Origin of the sequence: Lentzea sp. (assembly GCF_036380075.1) — a bacterium.
Lineage (GTDB): Bacteria > Actinomycetota > Actinomycetes > Mycobacteriales > Pseudonocardiaceae > Lentzea.
On record NZ_DASVFL010000358.1, the window covers coordinates 1 to 24,405 of the forward strand.

Consider the following 24,405-nt stretch of genomic DNA (forward strand, 5'->3'; position numbering starts at 1 on the left):
GGCATGGTCGTGGCCATCACGGTCATGAACTGCACGTTGGCGTCGAGCGGCAGCCGGGCCTGGTACAGCACGGCGTCGGCCACGTGCCGCACGTCGAACGTCGGCTCCGGCGCGACCTCCAGGTCCGCCTGCAGCACGCCCTGGCCCATCCGCTCGGTCATCGGCGTCGCCGCGTTGCCGATGTCGATCTGCCCGCACGCGATGTTGTGCGCGCGACCCTCCAGCGACAACGACTTGGTCAGCCCGGTCATCGCGTGCTTGGTCGCGTTGTAGGCCACCGCGTGCGGGCGCGGCACGGCCGCCGAGATGGATCCGTTGTTGATGATCCGGCCGCCGCCGTGGGTCTTCATCACGCGGAAAGCCTCACGTGCGCACAGGAACGCGCCCGTCAGGTTCACGCCCACGACCTTCTCCCACGCGCTCAGGCTGAACTCCTCGACCGGCGTGGGCCGCACGTTCGTCCCGGCGTTGTTGAACAGCACGTCCACCCGGCCCCAGCGCGCCACGACCGCGTCGAACAGCGCGACGACCGAGTCCTCTCGCGACACGTCCGCCGGTACGACGAACGCCGTCTCGGGAAAGCCCTCTCCGGTCTCGGCCAGCGCGTCCTCGCGCCGACCCGCCAGCGCGACCTGGAACCCCTCCGCCAGCAGGGTTCGCGCCACCGCGCGGCCCACTCCCGAACCCGCTCCCGTCACGACCACGACTGCCATCGGCGGTGCTCCCCTCGATCAAGCGATTGCCCGAAGTGTCCGGTGTGGAGTACTGATCTGGTGTGGAGTGCGAACAGGACCCCTGCCTGCTGTGCAAGGGGTCCGGGACGATGGCGTGGCAGCAACCGGTTCCCGGCCCGGAAGGCCTTGTGCTGCACGAGATGTCGCATCCGTGCCCCCGCGGCTGCTCGGGCTGGTGGCGGCTCCCGCAGGCCGAGAGCCGGGGAACCGTATCGGGAAACGTCGCCCAGGCCAATGAGATTCCAGCTCGACCGTCCACCCAGGCGTGATCACCGAGCGTGAACGATGGGGGTCACCCATTATTGCCGTGACCGTCCCTGCTTGGCGGCTGCCTCCACTCGGAGTAGAAGCGGACACTGTTCTTCTGTGAAGGAGTGCAGCCGTTGTCATGGTTCCGGGCTCAACGAGGACCGGACCGCCTGCCGGGCGTGCGGCGGGCTGGGCCAGGTCCCCGACCGGTAGCCGCCGAACCTATTTCTTCGTCATCAGGGTCGGGCCCAGGATGCGGCGGGCCAGCCGCCGGGTCAGCGACTTGGGCTTGCGCGCCGCCGCGGGGGTCGTGGCGGGCGCCGGCACGACAGCCGGTGGGGGTGCTGATGGAGCGGGGGTGACGGGAGCGACGCCGGGAATGGTCGCCGCCTCCGGTTGCTCGGTCGGGATCTTCGCGAACACCTGGGTCTCCGGCTCGACACTGCCGGGCTGCTCGATCGGCACGGCACGATCTTGCCATCGCTGTCATTCACGCCTCGAATGAGGGGCAGCTCGCCTGATGGAGTGTGAGCGCCGTCACGCAGCACACTGAGCCGAGGTGGCCCCAGGTGGAGTGTGATGACTGAGACGACCGAGTGCGCGGACGTGGGACCGCCCGACACTCTCCTGTGGGAGCAGATCGCGCAGGGTGACCACGCCGCGTTCACCGAGCTGTTCGAACGACATGCCGAGGCGGTCTGGAACTACGCCTACCGGCTGACGGCCTCCTGGTCGCAGGCCGAGGACCTGCTCTCCGCGACGTTCCTGACCGCGTGGCGCACGCGCGGCGGCGCCCGGCTGGTGCGCGACTCGGCGCTGCCGTGGCTCTACACCGTGACGGCCAACCTCGCCCGCACCGAATGGCGGGCCTCGCGCCGCGCGCTGCGGCTGGTGTCGAGACTGACCCCGCAGCACGAACGCGACCACGCCGACGAGGTCGCCGCCCGCACCGACGCCCAGCGGCGCCTGGCCGCCGTGGTGGCCGCCATCGCGAAGCTGCCGCCGTCCGAACGTGAGATCGCCCAGCTCTGCCTGCTGGGCGAGATGCCCGCCGCCGACGCCGCCACGCTCCTCGGCATCGCCGAGTCGAGCGTGCGCGCCCGCGTCTCCCGCACCCGCGCCCGCCTGCGCGACCTGACTCCCGAGGACACCCCGTGATCGACCGGCTGCCCGAACACCGACCGCTGCCCGACGACGTCCGCCTGCGCGCCCGGCAGCGCCTGTCCGAGGGCATGCGCCCGGCCCCGCGCGCCGGCCGGCCCGTCCTGATCGCCGCCGGCGTCAGCGTGCTCGCCGCCGGCGCCGTCTTCACGAGCCAGGCGCTGCTCGGCGGGGCCGCCGACGTCGCCGGGCCGCCGATGCAGCACAACGGCGAGTTCGTCGGCAAGGACCGCGCGGAGGTCAACCACGTCGAACGCGGCAAGGCCGACCCGGACGTGCTCGCCCGGTGCGCGGCCGTCGCCACCACGCACCCGCCGGCCGCCGACTGGGCGCCCATCGCCACCAGCCGCAAGAACGGCACGGTCCTCACCGCCTTCTACACCCCGGCCGGCCTCTTCTTCTGCGCCAACACGGCCACGACGACCACCCTGTCCGCGCCCGACGCACAGGGCTCGATCACCGGCGGCAGCCGCCAGGTGAAGATCCTGTTCACCACGCCGAGCGGGGCGATGGCCGGCTTCGTCTCGCCGGACGTGAAGATCCTGGGCCTGTCCCGGATCGGCGACCGGGGCACCGACAGCGCCCTGCCCGCCGTCGTCGACGGCCTGTTCCTCGCCCCGAGCGGCTTCACCGGCGCCCAGAACGGCACCAAGGCGCTGGTCGACGGCGCGGAGCTCGCCGTGCGCGGCGTCCCGAAGCCCACCCCGTCCGTCGTGGACCGCCCGCTGGCCGCCGCCGGCCGCGGCACCCCGGACGAGCAGAAGCTCGGCGAGTGCCTGCGCGACCGCCCGGTCCCCGACGCGGACCAGTTCGTCTCCGCGCTCACCGTCCGGCTCAGCGCCACCACCACGATGCGCACCGGCCGGTTCGAGAACCTGCTGTTCCTGTGCGTGGAGGTCGCCGGTGAGCCCCTGCGCGGCACTGTGCACGACCTCGACGACCTGGACGAGGTGCGCGGCGCGACGATCGCGGCGATGCCCGCGTTCTACGACTTCCGGCAGGAGAAGTCGCCGGAGGGCGTCGAGTACGAGGCCGGCACCACCTTCGCCGCGGCCGGTCTGCTCACCGACCCCCGCGTCGCGTCGGTCACCTACACGCGGCCCGGTGCGGCCGACGTGCCCGCCTCGATCGCCGACGGCACGTTCGTCCTGGCCGCGCCGCTGATCGACCGGCACCCCGCCGCGCGGGTGGTCGTGCGGGACGTGGCGGGCAAGGTGCTGGAGACGATCAAGCCGAAGGACGTGCCGTAGACAGATCGCTTAGCATGGCGAAGTGACTGTGGAGGCGTCGGCTCCGGCCGGGTACAAGTGGATCGCGCTGTCCAACACGACGCTGGGCATGCTCATCGCGACCATCAACTCCTCGATCGTGCTGATCGCGCTGCCCGACATCTTCAAGGGCATCGGGATCAACCCGCTCGACCCGGCCAACACCGGCTACCTGCTGTGGATGATTATGGGTTTCCTGGTCGTCACCGCGGTGCTGGTGGTGAGCTTCGGCCGGCTGGGGGACATGTACGGCCGCGCCCGCATGTACAACCTCGGCTTCGCGATCTTCACGGTCTCGTCCGTGCTGCTCGCGGTCACCTGGTTCGACGGCGACGCGGCCGCGCTGTGGCTGATCGGCTGGCGCGTCGTGCAGGGCGTCGGCGGGGCGTTCCTCATGGCGAACTCCTCGGCGATCCTGGCCGACGCCTTCCCGGTCACCCAGCGCGGCATGGCACTGGGTATCAACGGCGTCGCGGCGATCGCGGGCTCGTTCCTGGGCCTGGTCATCGGCGGCGTGCTCGCCCCGGTCAACTGGAACCTGATCTTCATCGTGTCCGTGCCGTTCGGCCTGTTCGGCACGGTGTGGGCCTACCTGAAGCTGCACGACACCGGCGAGCGCCGCCACGCCGGGATGGACTGGTGGGGCAACATCACCTTCGCCGTCGGCCTGGTCGTGCTGCTGGTCGGCATCACCTACGGCATCCAGCCGCACGGCACTTCCCAGACCGGCTGGACCAGCCCGTTCGTGCTGACCTGCCTGATCGGCGGCCTGGCGGTGCTCGTGGCGTTCGTCGTCATCGAGACCCGCGTGCCCAACCCGCTGTTCGACCTGCACCTGTTCCGGCTGCGGTCGTTCACCTGGGGCAACATCGCCAACTTCGCCTCGGCGCTGGGCCGCGGCGGGCTCCAGTTCATCCTGATCATCTGGCTGCAGGGCATCTGGCTGCCGCTGCACGGCTACTCCTTCGAGCAGACGCCGCTGTGGGCGGGCATCTACATGCTGCCCATGACCGTCGGGTTCCTGCTCGCCGCGCCCACCGCCGGCATCCTGTCCGACCGGCTGGGCAGCCGGATGCTCGCGTTCGCCGGCAACCTGATCGCCGCGGTGACGTTCGGGCTGCTGATCGCGCTGCCCGTCGACTTCCCGTACTGGGCGTTCGCGCTGGTCCTCGTGTTCACCGGCATCGGGATGGGCATGTTCTCCTCGCCCAACCGCGCCGAGGTGATGAACTCGCTGCCCGCGAACGCCCGTGGCTCCGGCAGCGGCATGATGACCACCTTCCAGAACACCGCGATGGTGCTGTCCATCGGGTTCTTCTTCAGCCTGATCATCGTCGGGTTCTCCCAGTCGCTGCCCGGCGCGCTGCGCACCGGACTCGTCGACCACGGCGTGCCGCCCGCCTCCGCCGCCCAGGTCGCCTCCCTGCCCGCGGTGGCCGTGCTGTTCGCGGCGTTCCTCGGCTACAACCCGATCCAGCAGCTGCTCGGCGACCAGCTCGCGACCCTGCCGCCCGACCAGGCCGCGTTCCTCACCGGCCGCGGGTTCTTCCCGAGCCTGATCTCGCAGCCGTTCTCGCAGGGGCTCGCCATCGCGTTCGGCTTCGCGATCGTGCTGTGCCTCGTGGCGGCGTTCGCGTCGCTGCAGTGCGGTAAAGCGGTGGACAGCCGCGCCACGATGCCCTCGTGGACACCGAACGCCTGACGCTGCGCCCGCTCACCGAGTCCGACGTGGACTCGCTGCGCGCGCTGCACGCCGACCCGGAGGTCATGCGCTACCTCGACCCGGCGCCGGTCGAGAACTACCTCGGCGACGGCTTCCACGCGGCCGTCGAGACTGCGACCGGCCGGTTCGTCGGCTGGTTCGAGCTCACGGGCACCGGCGTCGCCGAGCTCGGCTACCGGCTGCACCGCGAGTTCTGGGGCCGCGGCTACGCCACCGAGGGCGGCCGGGCGCTGATCGACCGCGCTTTCACCACCGGTGACGTGCAGCGCGTCGTCGCGACCACGATGTTCGTCAACGCCGGCTCGCGCCGTGTGATGGAGAAGTGCGGGCTCCGGCACGTCCGCACCTTCCACGTCGACTTCCCCGACCCGTTGCCCGGCACGGAATACGGAGAGGTCGAGTACGCGCTGACGAAAGAGGAATGGCGACGAGCACAGGGGGAACGCCATGTGGCAGACGGAAAGAGTTGACCTGGACGCGTACTTCGCGCGCATCGGCGCATCGGCGTCGAGTTCGTTGGCGGAGTTGCACGAAGCGCACGTGCGCGCAATTCCGTTCGAAAACATCGACGTGATGCTCGGCCTTGTTCCGTCACTCGACCTCGGCGACATCCAGGACAAGATGCTCCGGCGCCGCCGCGGCGGCTATTGCTACGAACACCAGCTGCTGTTCACAGCCGTGCTCGAACGCTTGGGATACGCAGTGGCGCGGCGCATGAGCCGGGTGATGACCGGGCCGCGCACGCACATGATGTCGATCGTCGACGACCACCTCGTCGACGTCGGCTTCGGCGCGGGGATGCTGCACCCGATGCCGCTGGCCGACGGCGCCGTCGTGGACCAGGCGGGCTGGTCGCACCGGCTGCGGCGCGAGGGCGGCCGGTGGGTGCTGGAGAAGGAGTCCGCCGACGGCTGGCAGCTCCAGCACGCGTTCGAGCCCGACGTGGACCAGCAGCCCGTCGACTACCTGGCGGCCAACCACTACGTCGCCACGCACGAGCGGTCGCCGTTCAGCCGGCAGCTCGTCGTCATGCGGCTCGAACCGGGAGTGAGTCGCCGTCTGGTCGGGTCGCGGTTCACCGTCGAACACGCCGGATCGGAACCTGAGAATTCTCAGGTGAAAAACCTGGCGAAAACGTTGGAATCACTGGACATCACGCTCACCGCGAGGGATTTGGGTCACATCGGATCCCTTCCGGGAACATCGCCGGGCGCCCGAACGTAATACCAGGTGTAAGGGGATCGCATTTCGGAGGTGTTGGACATGACCACCGCGACTCCGTTCGCCACGGGAGCCAATTCCACTGGCGTCAACGCACTGCCCACCCCGCCCTCGGGCTGGCCGATCGGTTCGTACGCGACCTACGAGGAAGCGCAGCGAGCGGTCGACCACCTGGCGGACAACGACTACCCGGTCGCCGACGTGACCATCGTCGGCGTCGAGCCGATGATCGTCGAACGCGTCACGGGCCGCCTGACCTGGGGCCGCGTCCTCGGCGCGGGTGCCGCGTCGGGTGCCTGGTTCGGTCTGTTCGTCGGTCTGCTGCTGGGCCTGTTCTCGACCGGCGGCGCTCTCGCCCCGATCGTCACGGGCCTGGTCGTCGGTACGGTGTTCGGCCTGGCCAGCGCCGCCGCCCGCTACGGCGCCACCCGCGGCCGCCGCGACTTCGCCTCGACCACGCAGCTCGTGGCCGGCCGCTACGACGTGCTCAGCCACCCTCGCAGCGCCGAGCGCGGCAAGGAGATGCTGACCGCGCTGGCCTGGCGCTCCTGACCACTCCGGTAGCGGCCTGACACCTCGCTCCCACCACCAGGAAACGCCGTCCCGATCACGGGGCGGCGTTTCCGCTTTGCTGGCGCCCATGTCGGAGGTTCGTGCGCGGCACCGGACGACGGGCGTGGTCGCGCTGGGCAGGCGGCGCGTCCTGCCGGTGCTGGCGGCGGTCGTCGTCGCCGGGTTCGCGGTCGCGGGAGTCATCGCCGGACTGGAGGTGCCGCCCGGTGACGAGGGCGTGCTGCCCGTCCGCTCTCGGACGCCGAGCGCGTGTGCCGCCGGACCGGGGTGGTGGCCGCGCACGAGGTGTGCGCCGAACTGAAGGACGTGTCGGCCACGAGCGTTCACGTGACCTGGTACGTCAACCAAGCGGCTCATCCACGATGGCGATCGCCCGTACCGGCATGGTGCCCATGCCCACCACCGGCATCGGCAACGCCGTGAACCGGGCGCCGCGTGCCGGCACCTGCTCCAGGTTCGTCAGGTGCTCGACGATGGGGATGCCCGCGCGCAACAGTCCCTGGTGCGCCGGCCGGGTCAGATCGGTGGCGTCGTCGATGTTGAGAGAGTCGATGCCGACCACGGCGGGCCCGACGGCCACCAACGCGTCGACGACCTCCGACGTGAGGAACGGATGCCCGTCCTGGTAGGCGTCCGTATCCCAGTGGCGGGACCAGCCGGTGTGGAACAGCACCGCGAACCCGGCCATCTCCGGGAGGATCGGGTCACCGGGCCGCACCACGACGGCAGGCACGTCCGCCACTCGTTCCAGCGGAAGCCCTGCCGTGTCGTAGCCGTCCTGGTGGTAGTGCGACGGCGTGTCGAGATAGGTGCCGGTGTTCGCGATCAGCTCGATCTGCCCGATCTCGAACGACACGCCGGGCGCCATGCGGGCGGCGGTTTCCTCGCGGCTCACGTAAGTCGTGATGCTCGGTGCTTTCATGCCACGCATCGTGGTCATCCCGTGGCGAATGGGATGGCTGAGGTCAATGATGTGGCGCATGTGGACAGTATGAAGTGTTCTCCGGCGGCGGCGCTCAGCCGGCCGACGGGATGAGGGCGGCCAGTTCGCCGCCCTCATCCGGTTGGGGCTCCTCTCACGTCGACCGGCGGAAGGTGTTCCTCAGCCCGGCCGGAGGAGATCGCTGCCGCGACCTCGCGAACCCGGTGCGCCACACCCCTCGCAGCACCGCGGGCTCCGGAAACCCGTCGGCGCACGGGCGAGGGCGGGGGCGCGGTGCCGGAACCCGGTCGAAGTTGGCGTCGATGATCGCCTCGAACTCCGCGCTCACCCACGCCGGGTCAGCGCACACCAGGTCCGCGAAAGCCCTCTCCGCAGTACTCCGCACCTCGAGTCACTCCCTCGTGGAAGCAGCTGTTGGATACAGATTTTTTGTACCTCCGGCTGTAGGTTTGGTCAAGTACCCACTTGAGGAGTTTCGTGTGCCGCTGAGCGACCTCGACGACGAGGACTACCCCGCCTACACCACCGGCCGCGCGGCCGAGCTGCTTGGCGTGCGGCAGGCGTTCCTGCGCAGTCTCGACAGCGCCGACGTGCTCGTCCCGCACCGCTCCGACGGCGGTCACCGTCGCTACTCCCGGCGGCAGCTCGGCGTGGCGCAGCGCTACCGGGAGCTGTTCGACGACGGCCACCTGCTGGCCTCGGCCGCGCTGATCGTGCGGCTGCAGGACGACCTGGCGACGGCGAACGCGCAGGTGGAAGCGTTGCGAGCACGACTCGACGACTGACCCGGACTATTTCCGTAGGTTGTACTGTATTGTTTCCGTATGGTCTACGGAAATGGGGTGGACGGATGGCCGTCGAACGCAGCGGCGGGGGAGACCCGGCCCGCACGCTCGCACTGCTGTGGTGCAGGCCGCCGGAGCCGAAGCCGGTCGGCAGGAAGCCGAAGGTGAGCGTCGACCAGATCGTCACCGCGGCGATCGGGGTGGCCGACCGCGAGGGGCTCGGCGCGATGTCGATGGCCCGCGTCGCCCAGGAGCTCGGCGTCGGGACGATGTCGCTCTACACGCACGTGCCCGGCAAGGCCGAACTGCTCGACCTGATGGCCGACACGGTCCTGCAGGAACGCGACCTCACGCCCGAGGGCACGTGGCGTGAGCGCGTCACGCACTATGCCGACCGCACACGCGCGGTCTACCAGGCGCATCCGTGGATGCGGGACGTGTCGATGGTGCGGCCGCCGCTCGGGCCCGGGCTGATGGACGGCCAGGAGTTCGTGCTGGCCGCGCTCGCCGACGCCGGGCTGGAGCCGAAGCGGGTCACCGTCGCCCACGTCGCGGTCGAGGGGTTCGTGCACGGCGCGGCCGCGGCCGAGGTGGACGACCAGCAGCTCGCCGAGTCCACCGGTGAGTCCGGCGACTCCTGGTGGGACGCGCGGCAGGTGTTCTGGGACGACTACTTCGACGTCGAGCGCTATCCGACGATGACGACGTTGTGGAACGCCGGCGCCTACGACACCGGGGGGACTCTCGCGGACACCGTCCGCACGTCGTTCGACTACGGGCTCGAGAAGCTGCTGGACGGCATCGAGGGGAGCCTGCGATGACCGTCCTGGTGACCGGTGCGACCGGCCACGTCGGCCGGCTGGTCGTCGCCGGGCTGACGGGCCCCGTGCGCGCGATGACCCGCGACCCCGCCCAGGCGCGCTTCGCGAGCCACGTCGACGTGGTGCGCGGCGACCTCGACGACCCGGACGGCATCCCGTTCGACGGCGTCGACAAGCTCTACCTGTTCGCCCACCCGCCGACCGTGCGCGAGGTCGTCGACAGCGCGGTGCGGGCGGGTGTGCGGCGGATCGTGACGTTGTCCAGCGGTGCGGTGACCCACGGCTACGACACCTCCCACCACCTGCCGGTCGAGCAGGCCGTCGAGGCGTCCGGCGTGGAGTGGACGCACCTGCGACCCGGCGAGTTCGCGACCAACAAGATCGACCTGTGGGGGCCGTCGATCCGCGAGAACGGCACGATCGTGCACCCCTGGCCGGACGGGTTCGGGCAGCCGGTCCACGAGGCCGACATCGCCGACGTCGCGGTCCGGGCGCTGATGGAGGACGGGCACGCCGGCCGGGCCTACGACCTCACCGGACCGCCGAAGCTCACCCAGCGCGACATGGCGCGGGCGCTCGGAGCCGCGCTCGGCCGCGAGCTGACGTTCCAGGACGTCACCGCGGACCAGGCGCTCGCCTACTACGTGAGCGTCGGCTGGCCGGAGGAGATCGCCCGCTACGTCCTCGGGCTCGGCGGCTACGAAGGCGGCGAACCGGACGACTTCGGCGACTACGAGTTCGTCGTCTCGCCCGACCACGAGCGGGTGACCGGCAGGCCGTACCGGACGTTCGCGCAGTGGGCACGCGACCACGTCGAGGACTTCCGCGGCTGATCCCGTGTCCGCTCGACGCCGGCGTGCGTCGTGGAAATACGTCAGGTGGCTGTGGTCTGATTCCCCCATGGGGGCTACCACCTCGGTGCACCGCACCGTCGACGCGGTCTGGCGGATGGAGTCGGCGAAGGTCATCGCCGCGCTGGCCCGGTACACGCGCGACGTCGGCCTCGCCGAGGAGATGGCCCAGGACGCCCTGGTCGCGGCCCTGGAGCAGTGGCCGTCCGAGGGCGTCCCGCGCAACCCCGGCGCGTGGCTGATGACGACGGCCAAGCGCCGGTCGATCGACCAGATCCGGCGGCGCGAGAACTTCCACCGCAAGGTCGAGGAGATCGGCCGCGACGTCCAGGAGGCCACCCCGGACGCGAGCGAGGGCGTCGAGGACGAGATCGGCGACGACCTGCTGAGCCTGATCTTCACGGCCTGCCACCCCGTCCTGGGCACCGAGGCGCGCGTCGCGCTGACGCTGAAGATGCTGGGCGGCCTCAAGACCGAGGAGATCGCCCGCGCGTTCCTGGTCAGCGACTCGACCGTCGCCCAGCGCATCGTGCGCGCCAAGAAGGCGCTGGCCGACGCGGGCGTCCCGTTCGAGGTCCCCGAGGGACCCGACCTCGCGCCCCGGCTCGCGTCCGTGCTCGAGGTCATCTACCTGATCTTCAACGAGGGCTACTCCGCCACCCGGGGCGACGACTGGATGCGCCCCGAGCTGTGCGCGGAGGCACTGCGCCTGGGCCGCGTGCTGGCCGAGCTCGCTCCGAAGGAGGCCGAGGTCCACGGCCTGGTCGCGCTGATGGAGATCCAGGCCTCCCGCGCCAAGGCCCGCACCGGACCCGGCGGCGCGCCCGTGCTGCTGCTGGAGCAGGACCGCGGCAAGTGGGACTGGCTGCTCATCGGCCGCGGCCTCAAGGCGCTGGAACGCGCCGAGGCCCTCAACCAGCCACCCGGCCCCTACTACGTCCAGGCCGCCCTCGCCGCGTGCCACGGCCGCGCGCGCCGGGCCGAGGACACCGACTGGCAGCAGATCGCCGCGCTCTACCAGGTGCTCGCGCAGATCTCGCCGTCCCCGATCGTCGAGCTCAACCGCGCCGTGGCGCTGTCGATGGCGTTCGGCCCGGCCGCGGGGCTGGCGCTGGTGGACGAGATCGCCGGCGACAAGGCGTTGCAGGGCTACCACCTGCTGCCGAGCGTGCGCGGCGACTTCCTGGCGAAGCTGGGACGCACGAAGGAGGCGAAGGCGGAGTTCGAGAAAGCCGCCTCGCTCACGCGCAACGAAGCCGAGAAGGCGTTGTTGACGGAACGCGCCGCCGCCTGCGACTGACGAATTCAGGCAGGTACGTTCTTGCGCCGCGCGGGCAGGGCCATCTCGGGTGAAAGCGACACCGGGCACTCGTGGGTATCGGCGTTCTCGACCAGGCCGATGAGAACGTCGAGCCTCGTCGCGGCGTCGCGCAGGGCGGCCATCTTCTCCGCGAGCTGCCGGCGCTCGTCCGTCAACGACGTCAGCAGCTCGTCGTTCGACTGCCCGGCCGCGACGGCGGCGAACACGGACGCGATCAGGTCGCTGCCCAGGCCCGCGGCGTAGAGCTCCCGGATGACGGTGACGCGGTCCGGGGCCTCGGCGTCGTAAACGCGCTGGCCACTGGCCGTGCGCGTGGACTGCAGCAGGCCCATCTCCTCGTAGTAGCGCAGTGCCCGTGGCGTGACCCCGGCCCTGTCCGCCAGCTCGCCGATCCGCATCTCGAACTCCCCCCTGGTGAGCGGGGTCACATTCACCGACCCCTCACGCCGACGTCAAGTCGTAGGTTACGCGGTGTCCGTGAAAGCGTTCCTGATGAGGTAATTCCTGTGGGTACCACGATCTTCTTCGACGAATACGGCGACTCCTCGGTGCTGAAAGTCCGCGACGAGGAAACCCCCTCCCCGAATTCGGGTGAAGTGCGCGTCTCCTACCGCGCGATCGCCGTCAACCCGGCGGACTGGAAAATCGTCGCCGGCTACGCCCGTGATTTCCTGCCGCTGCAGTTCCCCGCCGTTCCCGGCAACGAGAGCGCCGGCGTGGTCACCGCGGTCGCGGACGACGTGAGCGGGTTCGCCGTCGGCGACGAGGTCATCCGCGTCGGGCTCGGCGGCAGCTACCGCGCCGAGGCGACCGTGCCCGCGTCCGAGCTGTTCCCGAAGCCCGCGGACGTCGACTTCGAGCAGGCGGCGGCACTGCCGGTGGCGGCCGGGTCGGCGTTCGCGGGCCTGGAACGGATCGCGGTCGAGCCCGGCGAGACGCTGCTCGTGCACGGCGGCGCCGGCGGTGTCGGCATCGCGGTCACCCAGATCGCGGTCCACCGGGGCGCGAAGGTGATCAGCACCGCGTCCGCGCGCAACCACGAGTTCGTCCGCGGCCTCGGCGCGACGCCGGTCGAGTACGGACCGGGCCTGGTCGGCGCGGTCACGGCGCTGGGCGGCGTGGATGCCGTCTTCGACGCGCACGGAGGCGCCGACTGCGTCGCCGCGACCCAAGCGCTGCTGCCCGACCTGACGCGGGCCACCACGGCCGCGGCGGACGAACACTCCGCGGCGGCCGGCATTGCGCACGTGGGCGCGGCGATGGACCAGATCGGCAGGATCGTGGCCGCGCTCGCCGAGCTCGCCGGTCAGGGCGTGCTCCGCTTCCCGGTGCAGGAGCGCATCCCGCTCGCTGAGGCCGCCCGCGCGTTCGACCTCAGCCGCGCCGGGCACGTGCGGGGCAAGCTGGTCCTCGTGCCGTGACAGCCGGTCAGGTCAGCGCGCGGGCGTAGGCGGTGGGGGAGACGCCGACGGTCTGGGTGAAGTCGCGCACAAGGTGGGCCTGGTCGCTGTACCCGAGGTCGGCGGCCAGCCGCGACCACTCCACCTCCGACTCGGCTCGCTCCAGCGCCTCGTGGATGCGGTAGCGCAGGATCACCCACTTCGGGCTCACCCCGACGTAGTCCGCGAACAGCCGCTGCATCGTCCGCACGGCCACGCCGCACGACCGCGCGAAGTCGGAGACCCGCCGGATCTCGCGGTCGTCGCGGATGCGCTGGACCAGGTCCATCGCCAGGGTCGCCTGCGGGTCGGCGACCGGTCCCAGGCCCAGCAGGAACTCGTCGAGCGCGGCCACCCGGTCGTCCTCGTCCTCCACGTCCAGCACCCGCGACGACGGCACGTCGAGCCGCACGTGCCGGCCGGTCCACTCCGACACCGGCTCGGCGCGGAACGGCCGGAACCCGCCGGGGCGGAACTGCACGCCCGCCACCCGGATCCGCCCGGTCAGCACCCGGCTGAACAACCCGAGCCCGACGCCCGCGATCTCGGGCTGCGCGTACCCGCGTTCGAACACGACGTTCACGGACGGATGCGGCACCACGTAGGAGGTGTACGGCTCGTCGAGCTGACCGTCGATCAGCCAGTAGTGCTCCAGGTACGGCCGCAGCTCCGCGCACGGCAGGCGGCGCCGGAACCGCACGCGGCTGAACAGCTCGCGCGCGTCCACGATCCCCCGAGTGTCCCGGCGCGGCCCCTGCACACCGCGGATCCTATTTCCCGAGCCCGGCCACGTGCGTGCGCAGGACCGCCTCGGCCTGCTCCGCGCTCAGGTGGCCGATCAGCACGTGCGTGGTGAGGCCGTCCGCGAGGGCGAGCAGCGCGCGGGCCTCGCCCGGCGGATCGGCCAGGCCGCTCTCGGTCGCCAGGCGCACCAGCAGCTCGTGCAGGGCCGCGTAGCTTTCCCGCAGCGGACCGGCGAGCGGCTCCTTCACCGCAGCTTGCGCGACGAACGCGAGCCAGATCCGCGCCTGCGCCCGGTGCTCGTCGCGCAGCAGCGCGACCTCCTCGGCTACCTGCCCCAGCGAGGCGTCGGCGGTCAGGCGGGCGCGCACGCGTTCGCCGACGTGGTGGACGGCGAACAGCAGCATTTCCTCCTTCGTGCGGAAGCAGCGCTGCACGGCGCCGAGGGAGACCTGCGCGCGAGCGGCGACGTCACGCATGCTCACGCCCTCCGGCCCGTGCTCGTCGGCGAGGAGGCAGACGGCCTCGGCGATCTGGCGACGCCGGCTGTCGTAATCCACCTGCTTGGGCATGCGCCCTCCCTTTTCCGATACGATCGTATCGATCTTAGCGGACGGAGAGCGCGATGAGCAGGCAGGACGCCCTGTGGGCGAGGACGGCCACCGCCCAGGCCGAGGCGGTCAGGACGGGTGAGGTCTCCGCCGCCGACCTGGTCGGCAGCCACCTCGACCGCATCGCCGAGGTCAACCCGCGGGTCAACGCCGTCACGCAGCTCCTGGCCGGCCGGGCCCTCGCGGCCGCGCAGGAGACCGACCGCCGGCGCGCCGCGGGCGAGGAGCTCGGGCCGCTGGCCGGCGTGCCGTTCACGGTCAAGGAGTCCACGCCGGTCGAAGGCGTGCCGACCACGCTCGGCACGCCCCGCTTCCGCGACCTGGTGGCGGCGGCCGACGCGCCGCCGGTGGCGCGGTTGCGCGCGGCCGGGGCGATCCCGATCGGCCACAGCAACGTGCCGACGCTGATCCTGGCCGGGATGCACACCCGCAGCGAGCTGTTCGGCCACACCGTCAACCCGTGGGACCCCACCCGCACGCCCGGCGGATCCAGCGGCGGTGACGGGGCGGCCGTCGCCACCGGCATGGCCGCGCTCGGTCTCGGCAACGACTCCGGCGGGTCGGTGCGGATCCCCGCCTCGTTCTGCGGCGTCGCCGGGCTGAAGCCGACCACCGGCCGGTTCCCCGCGGACCACCGCGTCCTCGGACCGGACGACCCGGGACCAGCCTCGCAGCTGCTCGTCGTCGACGGCCCGCTGGCCCGCGGCGTCGCCGACCTGCGCCTGGCCTACGAGGTACTTGCCGGCACCGACCCGCGCGACCCCCGTGCCGTGCCGGTCCCGCTCTACGGCGAACCGGTGCCGCTCACGGTCGCGGTCGTCGCCGATCCCGGAGGTCACGGCGTCCACCCGTCGGTCCACGCGGCCATCACGGCGGCGGCCGACGCTCTGCGCGACGCCGGGTACGACGTCCGCGAGGTGGCGGACGTCCCGCGGCTGGACGAGGCGCTGGAGGCCTACCACCGACTCACCGTCACCGAGTTCGCGCCGACCTGGCCGGTGGTGCGCACGCTGCTCGGCGAGGGCGGCGACCGCTACGTCCAGATGGCCATGGACCAGACCCCGCCCGTGGACGCCGCCGGGCTCACGAAGCTGATGGGCACGTGGCTCGGCATCCGGCGCTCCTGGGCGGAGTTCCTCGACGAGCACCCGCTGCTGCTCGGGCCGGTGTTCACCGAACCGCCCGTCGAGCCGGGCCTGGAGTCCCGCGACGAGGCGGGACGCGACCGCGTCGCACGGGCCATGCGCCTGTGCTCGGTGACCAGCTTCGTCGGCGTTCCCGCGGTCGCCGTGCCGACCGGTGTCGTCGACGGGGTGCCGTCGGGTGTGCAGATCGTCGGGCGCGCGTTCCGCGAGGACCTCTGCCTGGCCGCCGCCCAGGCCGTGGAGGACCGCCTCGGCGTGCTCGCGCCGGTCGACCCGCGCCGGGTTGGCGCGTTTCTTCAAGAGGACCGGCCCGTCGCGAAATAACCTCCGGGACATGAAGCTCAGCGTTCTGCTCGACCGCGCCCGCGACCACGCGTTGCCCGTCCTCGCGACCATCGGCGACGACGACCTGACCAAGCCCACCCCGTGCGCCGACTACGACGTCCGCGCCCTGCTCGACCACCTGCTGCACGTCGTCGTCGAGTTCCAGAAGCTCGCCGTCAAGCAGGACGCCGACTTCAGCCACACCCCGTCCTACCCGGACTGGCGCGACCGGTTCCCGGCCGAGACGGCCGCGCTCGTCGACGCGTGGGGACAGCCGGGCGCGGACGAGGGCATCGCGGGCAACATGAACATGCCCGCGCAGGTCGTCGGCGGCCTGGCGCTGCTCGACCTCACCATCCACATCTCCGACCTCGCGAAGGCGACCGGCCAGAGCTTCGAGCCCGACCCCGAGGTGTTCGCCGAGGTCGAGGCCCTGGTGAAGCAGATGGGCCCGATGGCGATCGAGATGAACGTGTTCAAGGAACCGGTCGAGGCACCGGCCGACGCGTCGCCGTTCGAGCAGCTGCTGGCCACCACCGGCCGTGACCCGCGCTGGAGTGCTTGACTGGTCGCATGCAGACGATCGGAATGCTCGGCGGGATGAGCTGGGAGAGCAGTGCGGAGTACTACCGGCTGGCGAACGTGCTGGTGCGCGAACGGGTAGGCGGCCTGCACTCGGCCAAGGTCGTGCTGCACTCCGTCGACTTCGCCGAGATCGAACGCATGCAGGTCGAGGGCCGCTGGGACGAGGCCGGCAAGGTGCTCGCCGAGGCCGCCGCGGGCGTGCAGGCCGCCGGCGCGGACTTCCTGCTGATCTGCACCAACACCATGCACAAGGTCTACGACCAGGTGCAGGCGGCGGTCGACATTCCGGTGGTCCACCTCGGTGACACCACCGCGGCCGCGATCAAGGCCGCGGGGCTGACCACGGTCGGGTTGCTCGGCACGGGCTTCACGATGGACCAGCCGTTCTACCGCGAACGGCTGGAGTCGCACGGGCTGACGGTGCTCGTGCCCTCGCAGCAGGACCGCGCGACCGTGCACCGGATCATCTACGACGAGCTGTGCCTCGGCATCGTCCGCGACGAGTCCCGGCGCGCCTACCAAGACGTGATCGCGCGGTTCGAGGGCGCGCAGGGCGTCATCCTCGGCTGCACCGAGATCGAGCTGCTCATCGGGCAGTCCGACGTGCCGCTCCCGGTGTTCCCGACGACCCGGCTGCACGTCGAGGCGGCGGTGGAGAGGGCGATCCAGACAACTCTGTGAAAGGACGGCGTGATCCACGCCGCAACGCGACCACTCTGAGAAGTGTCTTAGTCACCGAGGGCTATTCCTCGCCAAGGTGAACTAAGGGGAGTTCGCGTTGAAACGATCGCACATCGCCGCGGGACTGACGGCTGTCGTGGTTGCGGCCACGGCAGCCGTTCCTGTTTCGGCGGCACCGCACCACCAAGAGGTCCGGGCCGACGGACTGACGACGAAGGTCACGCTCATCACGGGCGACGAGGTGAACGTCGTCGACGGCCGCGTCCACGCCAGAGGGGCCGCGGGCAGGGAGAAGGTCGGGTTCCGGTCGTTCAAGGACACGCGCGGAGACCTGCACGTCGTCCCGCTCGACGCCCAGGCCCGGATCAACTCAGGTGAGCTCGACGAGCGCCTGTTCGACGTCTCGCTGCTGGCCAGGTCCGGCTACGACGACGCCTCCCGCAAGACCATCCCGCTGATCGTGCAGGGGCAGGGGATCAGCGCGCAGAACGCCGTGTCGTTGCCGAGCATCGGCGCGCACGCGGTCGAGGTCGACAAGTCCGGTGGGTTCTGGGCCGGTGCTCGGGCGGCGGGCACCGGCAGGATCTGGCTCGACGGCAAGGTGACGGCGTCGCTGGACCGCAGCGCCGCGCAGGTCGGCGCCCCGCAGGCGTGGGCGAAGGGCTTCACCGGCAAGGACGTCACGGTCGCGATCCTCGACACCGGCGTCGACGAGTCCCACCCGGACCTCGCGGGCGCGGTCGTGGAGTCGAAGAACTTCAGCGACAGCGCCACCACCGACGACTTCTACGGCCACGGCACGCACGTCGCGTCGATCGTCACCGGGGACGGCAAGTACAAGGGCATCGCGCCCGACGCGAAGCTCGTCAACGGCAAGGTGCTCGGCGACTACGGCGGCGGCTCGGAGAGCGGCATCATCGCCGGCATGGAGTGGGCCGCCACCAAGGCCAGGGTCGTCAACATGAGCCTCGGCAGCTCGTGGCCCGACGAGGGCACCGACCCGATGTCGCTGGCGCTCAACCGCATCACCGAGCAGACCGGCGCGCTGTTCGTGGTCGCCGCGGGCAACTCCGGTGGCCCGATCGGGTCCCCCGGCGCCGCCGACGCCGCCCTCACCGTCGGCGCCGTGAACCGCGACGACACGCTCGCCGAGTTCTCCTCCCGCGGCCCGCGCTGGACGAACAACTCGATCAAGCCCGACATCACCGCGCCGGGCGTCGACATCGTGGCCGCGAAGGCGAAGAACGGCCGGATCGGCACCCCTGCCGACGAGGGCCACGTCGCGCTGTCCGGCACGTCGATGGCCACCCCGCACGTGGCGGGCGCGGCGGCGGTCGTGGCCGCGCAGCACCCCACGTGGAAAGCGGAGGACCTCAAGGCCGCGCTGATGAACAGCGCGAAGCCGAACCCGTTGCTGACCGTCTACGAGCAGGGCGCCGGACGGCTCGACGTCGACCGAGCCGCGTCCTCCGGTGTCACGACGGACCACGGCAGCCTCTCGCTGGGCACCGCCCGCTGGCCGCACACCGACGACACGCCCATCACGCAGAAGCTCACCTACCGCAACAGCGGCACCTCCGACGTGACCGTCGACCTGGGCGTCGCCGACGTGAAGCCCGCGGCGGCAGGCCTGTTCAGCGTCTCCCCGGCCAGGCTCACGATCCCGGCCGGCGGCACCGCGGACGCCACCGTCACCGCCGACACCAGGGCGACCGTCCCGGACGGCGTCTACGGCGCGTTCGTCGCCTCCTCCGACGGCACGCGCGTGGCCATCGGCGTGGACAAGGAGGTCGAGAGCTACGACGTGAAGCTCCGCTTCCTCGACCACGACGGCAAGCCGGCGCAGTACTACGACTACCGGTTCGTCAACATCGACCAGCGGCAGGCGTACTTCCGCTTCGACCCGTCCGGAACGCTCGTGCAGCGCCTGCCCAAGGGGAAGTTCTTCCTCGACGGCAGCATCAGCACCCGCAACCCGGACCCCACCCGGGACAGCCCGATCACCGTCCTGACCGAACCCGCGATCGAGGTCACCGGCGACACCGAGATCGTCTTCGACGCCCGGCAGGCCACCCAGCCGTCCATCGGCGTCGAGCAGAAGGACGCGGCCGGGGTGAGCGCGGGTCTCGGGTTCCTCATGCAGACCGGCTGGGGCGAGACCGGCGGCACCTGGAGCCTGTTCAGCTTCGACTCGGTCCTCGTCCGCCCGTCGACGACGTCGTGGCCGAAGTTCGACTTCTACGCCGAGTCGGTGCTCGCGAAGCCGGACGGCACCGGCACGTTCGACGGCAGCCCGTACCAGTACCACGTGCGGATCGCCGAGAAGACCCGCGTGCCCGCGACCCTCCAGCGCTCGGTGAAGGACCGCGATCTGGCCCGCGTCGACTCCGTCACGCACGCCCGCGTCCCCGGCTCCATCGGCCAGCGCGACGGCGGAGCCTCCGGCCCGCTGCCGCTGAAGCTGAAGGAGCTCTACACGCCCGGCGTCGAGTGGTCTGGGTCGCTCACGGAGTTCGCGAAGCTCGGCGAGTACCCGAGCCTCGGCTCCCAGTTCTCGGCCGTGCCGCGCGTGTTCAAGACCGGCCGCACCGTCACCGAGCACTGGAACAGCGCCGTCTACGGCCCCGGCCTGCCCCACGTGCCGACGTACGTGCGCTACGCCGGACGCGCGGGCAACATGCTGCGCGTCGACCTGCCCGTGTTCAGCTCGCAGAACACGGACGGCTACACCCGGAGCACCGCCCGCACCACCGTGACGCTCGACGGGAAGGTCATCTCCGACGAGCCGTACTCCGGCTACGCCTACCTCGAGAACGTGCCGGCGGAGAAGAAGCGCTACCAGGTGCACACGGAGGCGACCCGCGACTCGCAGTCGTCGAAGGTCACCGCCGACTGGTCGTTCACCTCGGAGTTCGTGCCGGGCGAGGACTACCGGCCGGTGCCGCTGCTGGCGGTCCGGTTCGCGCCGCAGCTCGACCCCTTCAACCGCGCCGGACGCGTGCTGACCGTGCCGGTCACGGTCGAGCGCAACGGCACGGGCACCGTCACGAACATCAAGGACCCGGCGGTGCAGGTGTCCTACGACGAGGGCAAGTCGTGGAAGCCGGTGCCGCTGCGCAAGACGCGCGCCGGGTGGTCGCTCACGCTCGTCCACCCGCACGGGGCCAAGAACGTGTCGTTCAAGGCGCGGGCGGCGGACTCCGGGGGTGAGGTCCAGCAGACGATCATCCGCGCGTACGACCTGAGGTGATCGACGGTGAGGGGCCGGTCTCCTGCCGGCCCCTCACCGGGCTACTTCCGGTACGGCGCCAGCGTCTCCGGATCGACGTCGGGCGCGGACATGATCGGGTGCACCTCGATCGGCTGGTTGAGGGTCCTCCCGCCGGGTCCCGGGCACGCCGAGGCCTTCCGAGCGATCTCCAGCACCCGTTCGTGGCTGTCGACGTCGACCACCCAGTACCCGGCGATGACCTCCTTGGACTCCGCGAACGGACCGTCCACGACGACGGGCCCGGAGTCGCTGCCCCGCACCACGAACGCCCGCGCCGGCCCGCTCAGTCCCTCGGACTGCAGCAGCTCACCGGTGGCGCGCAGCTCGGCGTCCAGGTCGCGCATGTAGGCGATCATGCGGTGCATGTCCTCGTCGCCCCACGCCGCGAGCCCTTCCCAGTCCTCCTGGCTGCCGCCGTAGCTGACCAGCATGTACTTCACTTCCACTCCCCACCGGCCGCGCGGGCCTTGATCTCCTGCACGGCCCAGCTGTTGCCGTCCGGGTCGTCGAAGAAGACGAACGACCCGCCGTCCGCCTCGCTCATGCGCACGATCTCACCGACGTCGACGCCGCGCTCGAGCAGCTGCGCCCGTGCCTTCTCCAGGTCCGCGACGACGAGCTGCACGCCCTTGAGCGTGCCGGGCTCGCCCTTCACGATCCCCTTGCCCATCACGATCGAGCAGCCCGAGCCCGGCGGCGTGAGCTGCATGATGCGGGTGTCCTCGTTGAACGTCGTGTCGTGGTCGACGTTGAACCCGAGCTGCTCGGAGTAGAAGCGCTTGGCCCGGTCGAGGTCCGAGACGGGTACGACGATGACTTCCAGGGTCCAGTCCATGTCCGGCGGTCCTTTCAGCGGTGGCCCTTTGCACCGACGCGTCGAAGTGCGCGGAGGTTTTTCGACACGGGGTCGCCGCCCGCATACCGAGCCGCTCTCACTCCTCGACGGCGCCGCCGATCTTGCGCAGGTGCTCGCGGAACGTGAGGCCGCTGCCGAGGTACTCGTCGAACCGGAACTGGCTGCGCAGGGTCTCACCCTGCCTCAACCGCTCCGCCTGCGCCCGTTCGACGTCGCGGATGCCCCGCGCCTTCGCGATGAGCGAGTCCGCGTGCGACGACGGCAGGAACAGCACGCCGTCGTCGTCGCCGAACACCAGGTCGTCGGTCGTGACGGTCCACTGGTCGACCTCGGCGGTCGACAACGCCTCGGGCGCGCGGTCGCGCAGGGTCAGCGGCCCGGTCGGGTTCGCGCCGAGGCTGAAGACCGGCAGGCCGATCTCGCGCAGGTCCTGGGTGTCGCGGTGCAGACCCCAGATCACCACTCCGGCGAGGCCGGCGTGCTGCATCTCCCGCACCACCATGTCGCCGACGCAGGCCTCGTCGAGGCGGCCGTCGTTGTCGACGACCAGCACGTCGCCGGGCTCGCTGCGGCCGAGGGCCTCCAGGAAGACGTCGACGCTGCCCGCGTGGCGGGCGGGCAGGACGCGGCCGGCCGTCTTCGTGCCGGGGATGACCGGCTTGAGACCCACAGTGCGGACCGGGATGTGCGCCCGGACGCAGGCGTCGGCGAGGTGTGCGGTCGTGAGGTCGAGCTCAGCGAGATCCATGGGGCACAGTCTTACGCCGAGACGCGCTCCTTGGTCGACTCCGCGCGCAGAACACCCGCGGACAGGGCCGCGACGAGGCACAGCCCGACGGGCAGCAGGAACGCGATGTTGAGCGGCACGAAGTGCGTGAGCCAGCCGATCACCGCCGGTCCGGCCAGCACGCCGAGGTAACCGAGCCCGGCGACGCGCGAGACGTTGACGCCCGCCGCACCCGGTTCCGCGTGGCCCGCGGCGCTGAACAGCTGCGGCACCGTGCCCGACAGTCCGATGCCGGCGATCGCCCAGCCCACCAGTGCCAGCCAGATGACCGGCGACAACGCCGCCGTCGCGATGCCCACGGCGCCGATCACCGAGCCCCAGCGCAGCACCGCCATCGGCCCGACCTTCGCGGTGACCCGGTCCGCGATCAGCCGGCCGACGGTCATCGTCGTCGCGAACGCGCCGTAGGCGAACGCCGCGAGCTGCGGTGAGGCGTCCAGGACGTCCCGCAGGTGCAGCACGCTCCAGTCGTTGGCCGCGCCCTCGCTCAGCATCACCAGCAGGGCGAGCACCGCCATGATCCAGATCCGCCGCGGCGCCTTGCGCCTCTTGCCGGGCTCCTCGGCGTGCTGCTCCTCCTTCTCGTTGAGCAGGAACCGCGCCGTGACGAGGCTGACGACGACACCGAGCACCGCGGCCGCACCGAGCGTGGTCGCGGGGGAGAGCTCCCAGCCCAACGTCTGCGCACCGGTCAGCGCCGCCGCCACACCGCCGAGCGACCACGTCGCGTGGAACGCCGACATCACCGGGCGGTTGTAGTGCCGCTCCACCACCACGGCGTGCGCGTTCATGCTCACGTCGATCAGCCCGTTGCCGAAGCCGAAGATCAGCAACGCCCCGGCGAGCGTCCACTGGTCGAAGGCCACGCCCGGCAGGAACGCCGTCACGCTGCACACCACGCCGGCCAGCGGCACGACCAGCTTCACGCCGAGCCGGTCGGTGACCTTGCCGCCGACCCGCATGCCGATGAACGCGCCCAGTCCGAGCAGCAGCAGCAACCGGCCGAGCTCCGCGTGGCTGATGCCGGTGCGGTCCTCGACCGTGGGGATGTGGACGAGCCACATCCCGAGCAGGAACCCGTTGAGGGCGAAGTACGTGAAGGTGGCCACCCGCGCGGCCTTGAGAGCGTTCACGCGACACACGCTAACGAACGTAGGACGTGTTCGAAAGCTTGAGTATCGAACACCACTCGTGTTCAATCACGGCCGTGTCCCGACTGAAGCAGATCACCGAGGCGGTCCGCGACGCCGGCTCCCTCGGCGTGGCGGACCTGGCGTCGCTGACCGGCGCCTCCGAGATGACCATCCGCCGCGACCTGGAGGTCCTGGCGGCGCAGGGCGTCCTGGAACGCTACCGCGGCGGCGCCCGCAGCCTGCTCCTGCGCGGCTCCGAACCGCCCTTCTCGCTGCGCGCCGACGAGAACATGGACGCCAAGCGACGCATCGCCGCCACGGTCGCGAGCCTGATCGCCGACGGCGAGTCCGTCATCCTCGACAGCGGCACCACGTGCCTGGAAGTGGCCCGCCTGCTGCACGACCGACGCGTGACCGTCATGCCGTTGTCGCTGCACGCCGTGAACGCCCTGTCGTCGTCTCCCTCGGTGACGCTCCTGGTCCCCGGCGGCCGCCCCCGCCCCGGCGAACTGGCCTTGACCGGCCCGCTCGCGCTCGCCTCGGTGCAGGCCCTGCGCTTCGACACGGCCGTCATCGGCTGCTGCGGCCTGTCCGCCGACCAGGGCCTGACCGCGTTCGACTTGGAGGACGCCGCCGTGAAACGCACCGCCATCGCCTCGGCCCGCCGCGTGATCGCCGCGGTCGACGCCTCGAAGCTGACCCGCACCGCCCTGGCGTTCGTCGCGCCGGCGTCGTCGCTCGACGCCGTGGTGACCGACGCCGACGGCGACGACGGCCTGAGCGCCGCGGGCGTGACGGTGGTGACGGCGTGATCGTGCTGTTCGACATGTTCGGCGTGATCGCCCGCGACCAGTCGCGCGAGGTCATGGACACGATGAGCACGTCACCCGAGTTCTGGGAGGCGTACTGGGCGCACCGCCCGGCGTATGACCGCGGCGACGTGACCGCGGCCGAGTACTGGGAGCGCGTCGGCCACCCGCCGCTGGTCGAGGAGGACGTCGCGAGCTGGAGCCGCGTCGACTACGAGATGGTCGCCCTGCTGCACGAGCTCGACAACGCCGGCCGCCGCATCGCGCTGCTGTCGAACATCCCCGAGGACCACGCCCGCAACTTCGAACGCACCTACGCCTGGCTCGACCTGTTCGAGGTGTGCGCGTTCTCGTGCCGCATCGGCCACGCGAA

Annotated in this window: 28 protein-coding genes and 1 pseudogene; 18 read left to right on the forward strand and 11 right to left on the reverse strand. The window is 71.1% G+C overall.

The genetic code is table 11. From position 1 onward, the window contains the following. Both VF330_RS37795 and VF330_RS37800 read right to left on the reverse strand, forming a co-directional pair. On the reverse strand, nucleotides 1–713 hold a 713-nt coding region (locus tag VF330_RS37795; RefSeq protein WP_330856540.1), incomplete at its 3' end, for an SDR family oxidoreductase. 492 nt (nucleotides 714–1,205) lie between these two features. Next, nucleotides 1,206–1,448, reverse strand: coding sequence for a hypothetical protein (locus VF330_RS37800; protein WP_330856541.1), 243 nt, complete (start codon nucleotides 1,446–1,448; stop codon nucleotides 1,206–1,208). Nucleotides 1,449–1,562: 114 nt separating this feature from the next. Here VF330_RS37800 and VF330_RS37805 point away from each other — a divergent pair, with 114 nt between their 5' ends. From VF330_RS37805 to VF330_RS37835, 7 genes are all read left to right on the forward strand, one after another. Then, nucleotides 1,563–2,141 (forward strand): sigma-70 family RNA polymerase sigma factor, encoded by a 579-nt coding sequence (locus VF330_RS37805; protein ID WP_330856542.1) that lies wholly within the window; start codon nucleotides 1,563–1,565, stop codon nucleotides 2,139–2,141. Then, a complete protein-coding gene (locus VF330_RS37810) occupies nucleotides 2,138–3,394 on the forward strand; it encodes a hypothetical protein (RefSeq protein WP_330856543.1) in 1,257 nt (418 codons plus the stop codon). The genes VF330_RS37805 and VF330_RS37810 overlap by 4 nt, the downstream gene beginning before the upstream one ends. An 88-nt stretch (nucleotides 3,395–3,482) precedes the next feature. Beyond that, on the forward strand, nucleotides 3,483–5,114 hold the full coding sequence (locus VF330_RS37815) for an MFS transporter (protein WP_330856566.1): 1,632 nt from the start codon (nucleotides 3,483–3,485) through the stop codon (nucleotides 5,112–5,114). Continuing rightward, entirely contained in the window at nucleotides 5,096–5,605 is a 510-nt protein-coding gene (locus VF330_RS37820; RefSeq protein WP_330856544.1) for a GNAT family N-acetyltransferase, read from the forward strand. Before VF330_RS37815 ends, VF330_RS37820 begins: the two co-directional genes overlap by 19 nt. Continuing rightward, entirely contained in the window at nucleotides 5,583–6,359 is a 777-nt protein-coding gene (locus VF330_RS37825; RefSeq protein ID WP_330856545.1) for an arylamine N-acetyltransferase family protein, read from the forward strand. The genes VF330_RS37820 and VF330_RS37825 overlap by 23 nt, the downstream gene beginning before the upstream one ends. Before the next feature lie 39 nt (nucleotides 6,360–6,398). Next, nucleotides 6,399–6,908, forward strand: a complete 510-nt coding sequence (locus VF330_RS37830) for a general stress protein (protein ID WP_330856546.1) — start codon at nucleotides 6,399–6,401, stop codon at nucleotides 6,906–6,908. Nucleotides 6,909–6,996: 88 nt separating this feature from the next. Next, nucleotides 6,997–7,230 carry a hypothetical protein gene (locus VF330_RS37835; RefSeq protein WP_330856547.1) on the forward strand — a complete coding sequence of 78 codons (234 nt, stop codon included), beginning with the start codon at nucleotides 6,997–6,999 and terminating at the stop codon, nucleotides 7,228–7,230. A gap of 39 nt (nucleotides 7,231–7,269) precedes the next feature. On the opposite strand, the gene VF330_RS37840 is transcribed toward VF330_RS37835, so the two are convergent. Together VF330_RS37840 and VF330_RS37845 are read right to left on the reverse strand one after the other, a co-directional pair. Next, nucleotides 7,270–7,911 (reverse strand): cyclase family protein, encoded by a 642-nt coding sequence (locus VF330_RS37840; RefSeq protein WP_330856548.1) that lies wholly within the window; start codon nucleotides 7,909–7,911, stop codon nucleotides 7,270–7,272. A gap of 94 nt (nucleotides 7,912–8,005) precedes the next feature. Then, on the reverse strand, nucleotides 8,006–8,257 hold the full coding sequence (locus tag VF330_RS37845; protein ID WP_330856549.1) for a hypothetical protein: 252 nt from the start codon (nucleotides 8,255–8,257) through the stop codon (nucleotides 8,006–8,008). A gap of 94 nt (nucleotides 8,258–8,351) precedes the next feature. Here VF330_RS37845 and VF330_RS37850 point away from each other — a divergent pair, with 94 nt between their 5' ends. From VF330_RS37850 to VF330_RS37865, 4 genes are all read left to right on the forward strand, one after another. Then, nucleotides 8,352–8,657: a MerR family transcriptional regulator gene (locus tag VF330_RS37850; RefSeq protein WP_330856550.1), complete on the forward strand. Its 306-nt coding sequence runs from the start codon at nucleotides 8,352–8,354 to the stop codon at nucleotides 8,655–8,657. A 65-nt stretch (nucleotides 8,658–8,722) separates the two neighbouring features. After that, a complete protein-coding gene (locus VF330_RS37855) occupies nucleotides 8,723–9,478 on the forward strand; it encodes a TetR/AcrR family transcriptional regulator (RefSeq protein ID WP_330856551.1) in 756 nt (251 codons plus the stop codon). Further along, nucleotides 9,475–10,311, forward strand: a complete 837-nt coding sequence (locus tag VF330_RS37860) for an NAD(P)H-binding protein (RefSeq protein ID WP_330856552.1) — start codon at nucleotides 9,475–9,477, stop codon at nucleotides 10,309–10,311. The genes VF330_RS37855 and VF330_RS37860 overlap by 4 nt, the downstream gene beginning before the upstream one ends. Before the next feature lie 67 nt (nucleotides 10,312–10,378). After that, nucleotides 10,379–11,629, forward strand: coding sequence for an RNA polymerase sigma factor (locus tag VF330_RS37865; RefSeq protein WP_330856553.1), 1,251 nt, complete (start codon nucleotides 10,379–10,381; stop codon nucleotides 11,627–11,629). 5 nt (nucleotides 11,630–11,634) lie between these two features. Here the strand turns inward: VF330_RS37865 and VF330_RS37870 are convergent, their stop codons facing one another. Continuing rightward, nucleotides 11,635–12,048, reverse strand: a complete 414-nt coding sequence (locus VF330_RS37870; protein ID WP_330856554.1) for a MerR family transcriptional regulator — start codon at nucleotides 12,046–12,048, stop codon at nucleotides 11,635–11,637. A 108-nt stretch (nucleotides 12,049–12,156) separates the two neighbouring features. Here VF330_RS37870 and VF330_RS37875 point away from each other — a divergent pair, with 108 nt between their 5' ends. After that, a complete protein-coding gene (locus VF330_RS37875; protein WP_330856555.1) occupies nucleotides 12,157–13,071 on the forward strand; it encodes an NADP-dependent oxidoreductase in 915 nt (304 codons plus the stop codon). Between the two features lie 7 nt (nucleotides 13,072–13,078). Here VF330_RS37875 and VF330_RS37880 read toward each other — a convergent pair whose 3' ends face one another. Both VF330_RS37880 and VF330_RS37885 read right to left on the reverse strand, forming a co-directional pair. Beyond that, a complete protein-coding gene (locus tag VF330_RS37880) occupies nucleotides 13,079–13,849 on the reverse strand; it encodes a helix-turn-helix transcriptional regulator (RefSeq protein WP_330856556.1) in 771 nt (256 codons plus the stop codon). Nucleotides 13,850–13,859: 10 nt separating this feature from the next. After that, nucleotides 13,860–14,402: a TetR/AcrR family transcriptional regulator gene (locus tag VF330_RS37885; RefSeq protein WP_330856557.1), complete on the reverse strand. Its 543-nt coding sequence runs from the start codon at nucleotides 14,400–14,402 to the stop codon at nucleotides 13,860–13,862. Between the two features lie 53 nt (nucleotides 14,403–14,455). On the opposite strand from VF330_RS37885, the gene VF330_RS37890 reads away from it, so the two are divergent. The 4 genes from VF330_RS37890 to VF330_RS37905 all read left to right on the forward strand — a co-directional run bounded on the left by VF330_RS37890 (nucleotide 14,456) and on the right by VF330_RS37905 (nucleotide 20,426). Further along, entirely contained in the window at nucleotides 14,456–15,910 is a 1,455-nt protein-coding gene (locus VF330_RS37890) for an amidase (RefSeq protein ID WP_330856558.1), read from the forward strand. A 10-nt stretch (nucleotides 15,911–15,920) separates the two neighbouring features. Further along, nucleotides 15,921–16,475 carry a TIGR03086 family metal-binding protein gene (locus tag VF330_RS37895; protein WP_330856559.1) on the forward strand — a complete coding sequence of 185 codons (555 nt, stop codon included), beginning with the start codon at nucleotides 15,921–15,923 and terminating at the stop codon, nucleotides 16,473–16,475. 8 nt (nucleotides 16,476–16,483) lie between these two features. Beyond that, nucleotides 16,484–17,176, forward strand: coding sequence for an aspartate/glutamate racemase family protein (locus VF330_RS37900; RefSeq protein ID WP_330856560.1), 693 nt, complete (start codon nucleotides 16,484–16,486; stop codon nucleotides 17,174–17,176). 97 nt (nucleotides 17,177–17,273) lie between these two features. Next, nucleotides 17,274–20,426 carry a S8 family serine peptidase gene (locus VF330_RS37905; protein ID WP_330856561.1) on the forward strand — a complete coding sequence of 1,051 codons (3,153 nt, stop codon included), beginning with the start codon at nucleotides 17,274–17,276 and terminating at the stop codon, nucleotides 20,424–20,426. A 41-nt stretch (nucleotides 20,427–20,467) separates the two neighbouring features. Here VF330_RS37905 and VF330_RS37910 read toward each other — a convergent pair whose 3' ends face one another. From VF330_RS37910 to VF330_RS37925, 4 genes are all read right to left on the reverse strand, one after another. Then, on the reverse strand, nucleotides 20,468–20,878 hold the full coding sequence (locus tag VF330_RS37910) for a YciI family protein (protein WP_330856567.1): 411 nt from the start codon (nucleotides 20,876–20,878) through the stop codon (nucleotides 20,468–20,470). A gap of 5 nt (nucleotides 20,879–20,883) precedes the next feature. Continuing rightward, the gene (locus VF330_RS37915; protein WP_330856562.1) at nucleotides 20,884–21,282 is read right to left on the reverse strand and encodes a VOC family protein; all 399 of its coding nucleotides are present in this window, start codon (nucleotides 21,280–21,282) and stop codon (nucleotides 20,884–20,886) included. A 97-nt stretch (nucleotides 21,283–21,379) separates the two neighbouring features. Continuing rightward, complete coding sequence (locus VF330_RS37920; RefSeq protein WP_330856563.1) at nucleotides 21,380–22,051, reverse strand: RraA family protein; 672 nt, start codon at nucleotides 22,049–22,051, stop codon at nucleotides 21,380–21,382. A gap of 11 nt (nucleotides 22,052–22,062) precedes the next feature. Then, nucleotides 22,063–23,223: an MFS transporter gene (locus VF330_RS37925; RefSeq protein ID WP_330856564.1), complete on the reverse strand. Its 1,161-nt coding sequence runs from the start codon at nucleotides 23,221–23,223 to the stop codon at nucleotides 22,063–22,065. Between the two features lie 74 nt (nucleotides 23,224–23,297). On the opposite strand from VF330_RS37925, the gene VF330_RS37930 reads away from it, so the two are divergent. After that, complete coding sequence (locus VF330_RS37930; RefSeq protein WP_330856565.1) at nucleotides 23,298–24,035, forward strand: DeoR/GlpR family DNA-binding transcription regulator; 738 nt, start codon at nucleotides 23,298–23,300, stop codon at nucleotides 24,033–24,035. Next, nucleotides 24,032–24,405: pseudogene (locus VF330_RS37935) on the forward strand (hypothetical protein); the annotation flags it as partial. The gene VF330_RS37930 and the pseudogene VF330_RS37935, both read left to right, overlap by 4 nt.

Coding starts and splice junctions, on each gene's coding strand:
- VF330_RS37855 (WP_330856551.1), top strand. CDS start 8,723: ATGGCCGTCGAACGCAGCGGCGGGGGAGACCCGGCCCGCACGCTCGCA.
- VF330_RS37840 (WP_330856548.1), bottom strand. CDS start 7,911: ATGCGCCACATCATTGACCTCAGCCATCCCATTCGCCACGGGATGACC.
- VF330_RS37815 (WP_330856566.1), top strand. CDS start 3,483: ATGCTCATCGCGACCATCAACTCCTCGATCGTGCTGATCGCGCTGCCC.
- VF330_RS37805 (WP_330856542.1), top strand. CDS start 1,563: ATGACTGAGACGACCGAGTGCGCGGACGTGGGACCGCCCGACACTCTC.
- VF330_RS37910 (WP_330856567.1), bottom strand. CDS start 20,878: ATGCTGGTCAGCTACGGCGGCAGCCAGGAGGACTGGGAAGGGCTCGCG.
- VF330_RS37915 (WP_330856562.1), bottom strand. CDS start 21,282: ATGGACTGGACCCTGGAAGTCATCGTCGTACCCGTCTCGGACCTCGAC.
- VF330_RS37835 (WP_330856547.1), top strand. CDS start 6,997: ATGTCGGAGGTTCGTGCGCGGCACCGGACGACGGGCGTGGTCGCGCTG.
- VF330_RS37830 (WP_330856546.1), top strand. CDS start 6,399: ATGACCACCGCGACTCCGTTCGCCACGGGAGCCAATTCCACTGGCGTC.
- VF330_RS37920 (WP_330856563.1), bottom strand. CDS start 22,051: ATGGATCTCGCTGAGCTCGACCTCACGACCGCACACCTCGCCGACGCC.
- VF330_RS37900 (WP_330856560.1), top strand. CDS start 16,484: ATGCAGACGATCGGAATGCTCGGCGGGATGAGCTGGGAGAGCAGTGCG.
- VF330_RS37870 (WP_330856554.1), bottom strand. CDS start 12,048: ATGCGGATCGGCGAGCTGGCGGACAGGGCCGGGGTCACGCCACGGGCA.
- VF330_RS37895 (WP_330856559.1), top strand. CDS start 15,921: ATGAAGCTCAGCGTTCTGCTCGACCGCGCCCGCGACCACGCGTTGCCC.
- VF330_RS37865 (WP_330856553.1), top strand. CDS start 10,379: ATGGGGGCTACCACCTCGGTGCACCGCACCGTCGACGCGGTCTGGCGG.
- VF330_RS37860 (WP_330856552.1), top strand. CDS start 9,475: ATGACCGTCCTGGTGACCGGTGCGACCGGCCACGTCGGCCGGCTGGTC.
- VF330_RS37885 (WP_330856557.1), bottom strand. CDS start 14,402: ATGCCCAAGCAGGTGGATTACGACAGCCGGCGTCGCCAGATCGCCGAG.
- VF330_RS37825 (WP_330856545.1), top strand. CDS start 5,583: ATGTGGCAGACGGAAAGAGTTGACCTGGACGCGTACTTCGCGCGCATC.
- VF330_RS37890 (WP_330856558.1), top strand. CDS start 14,456: ATGAGCAGGCAGGACGCCCTGTGGGCGAGGACGGCCACCGCCCAGGCC.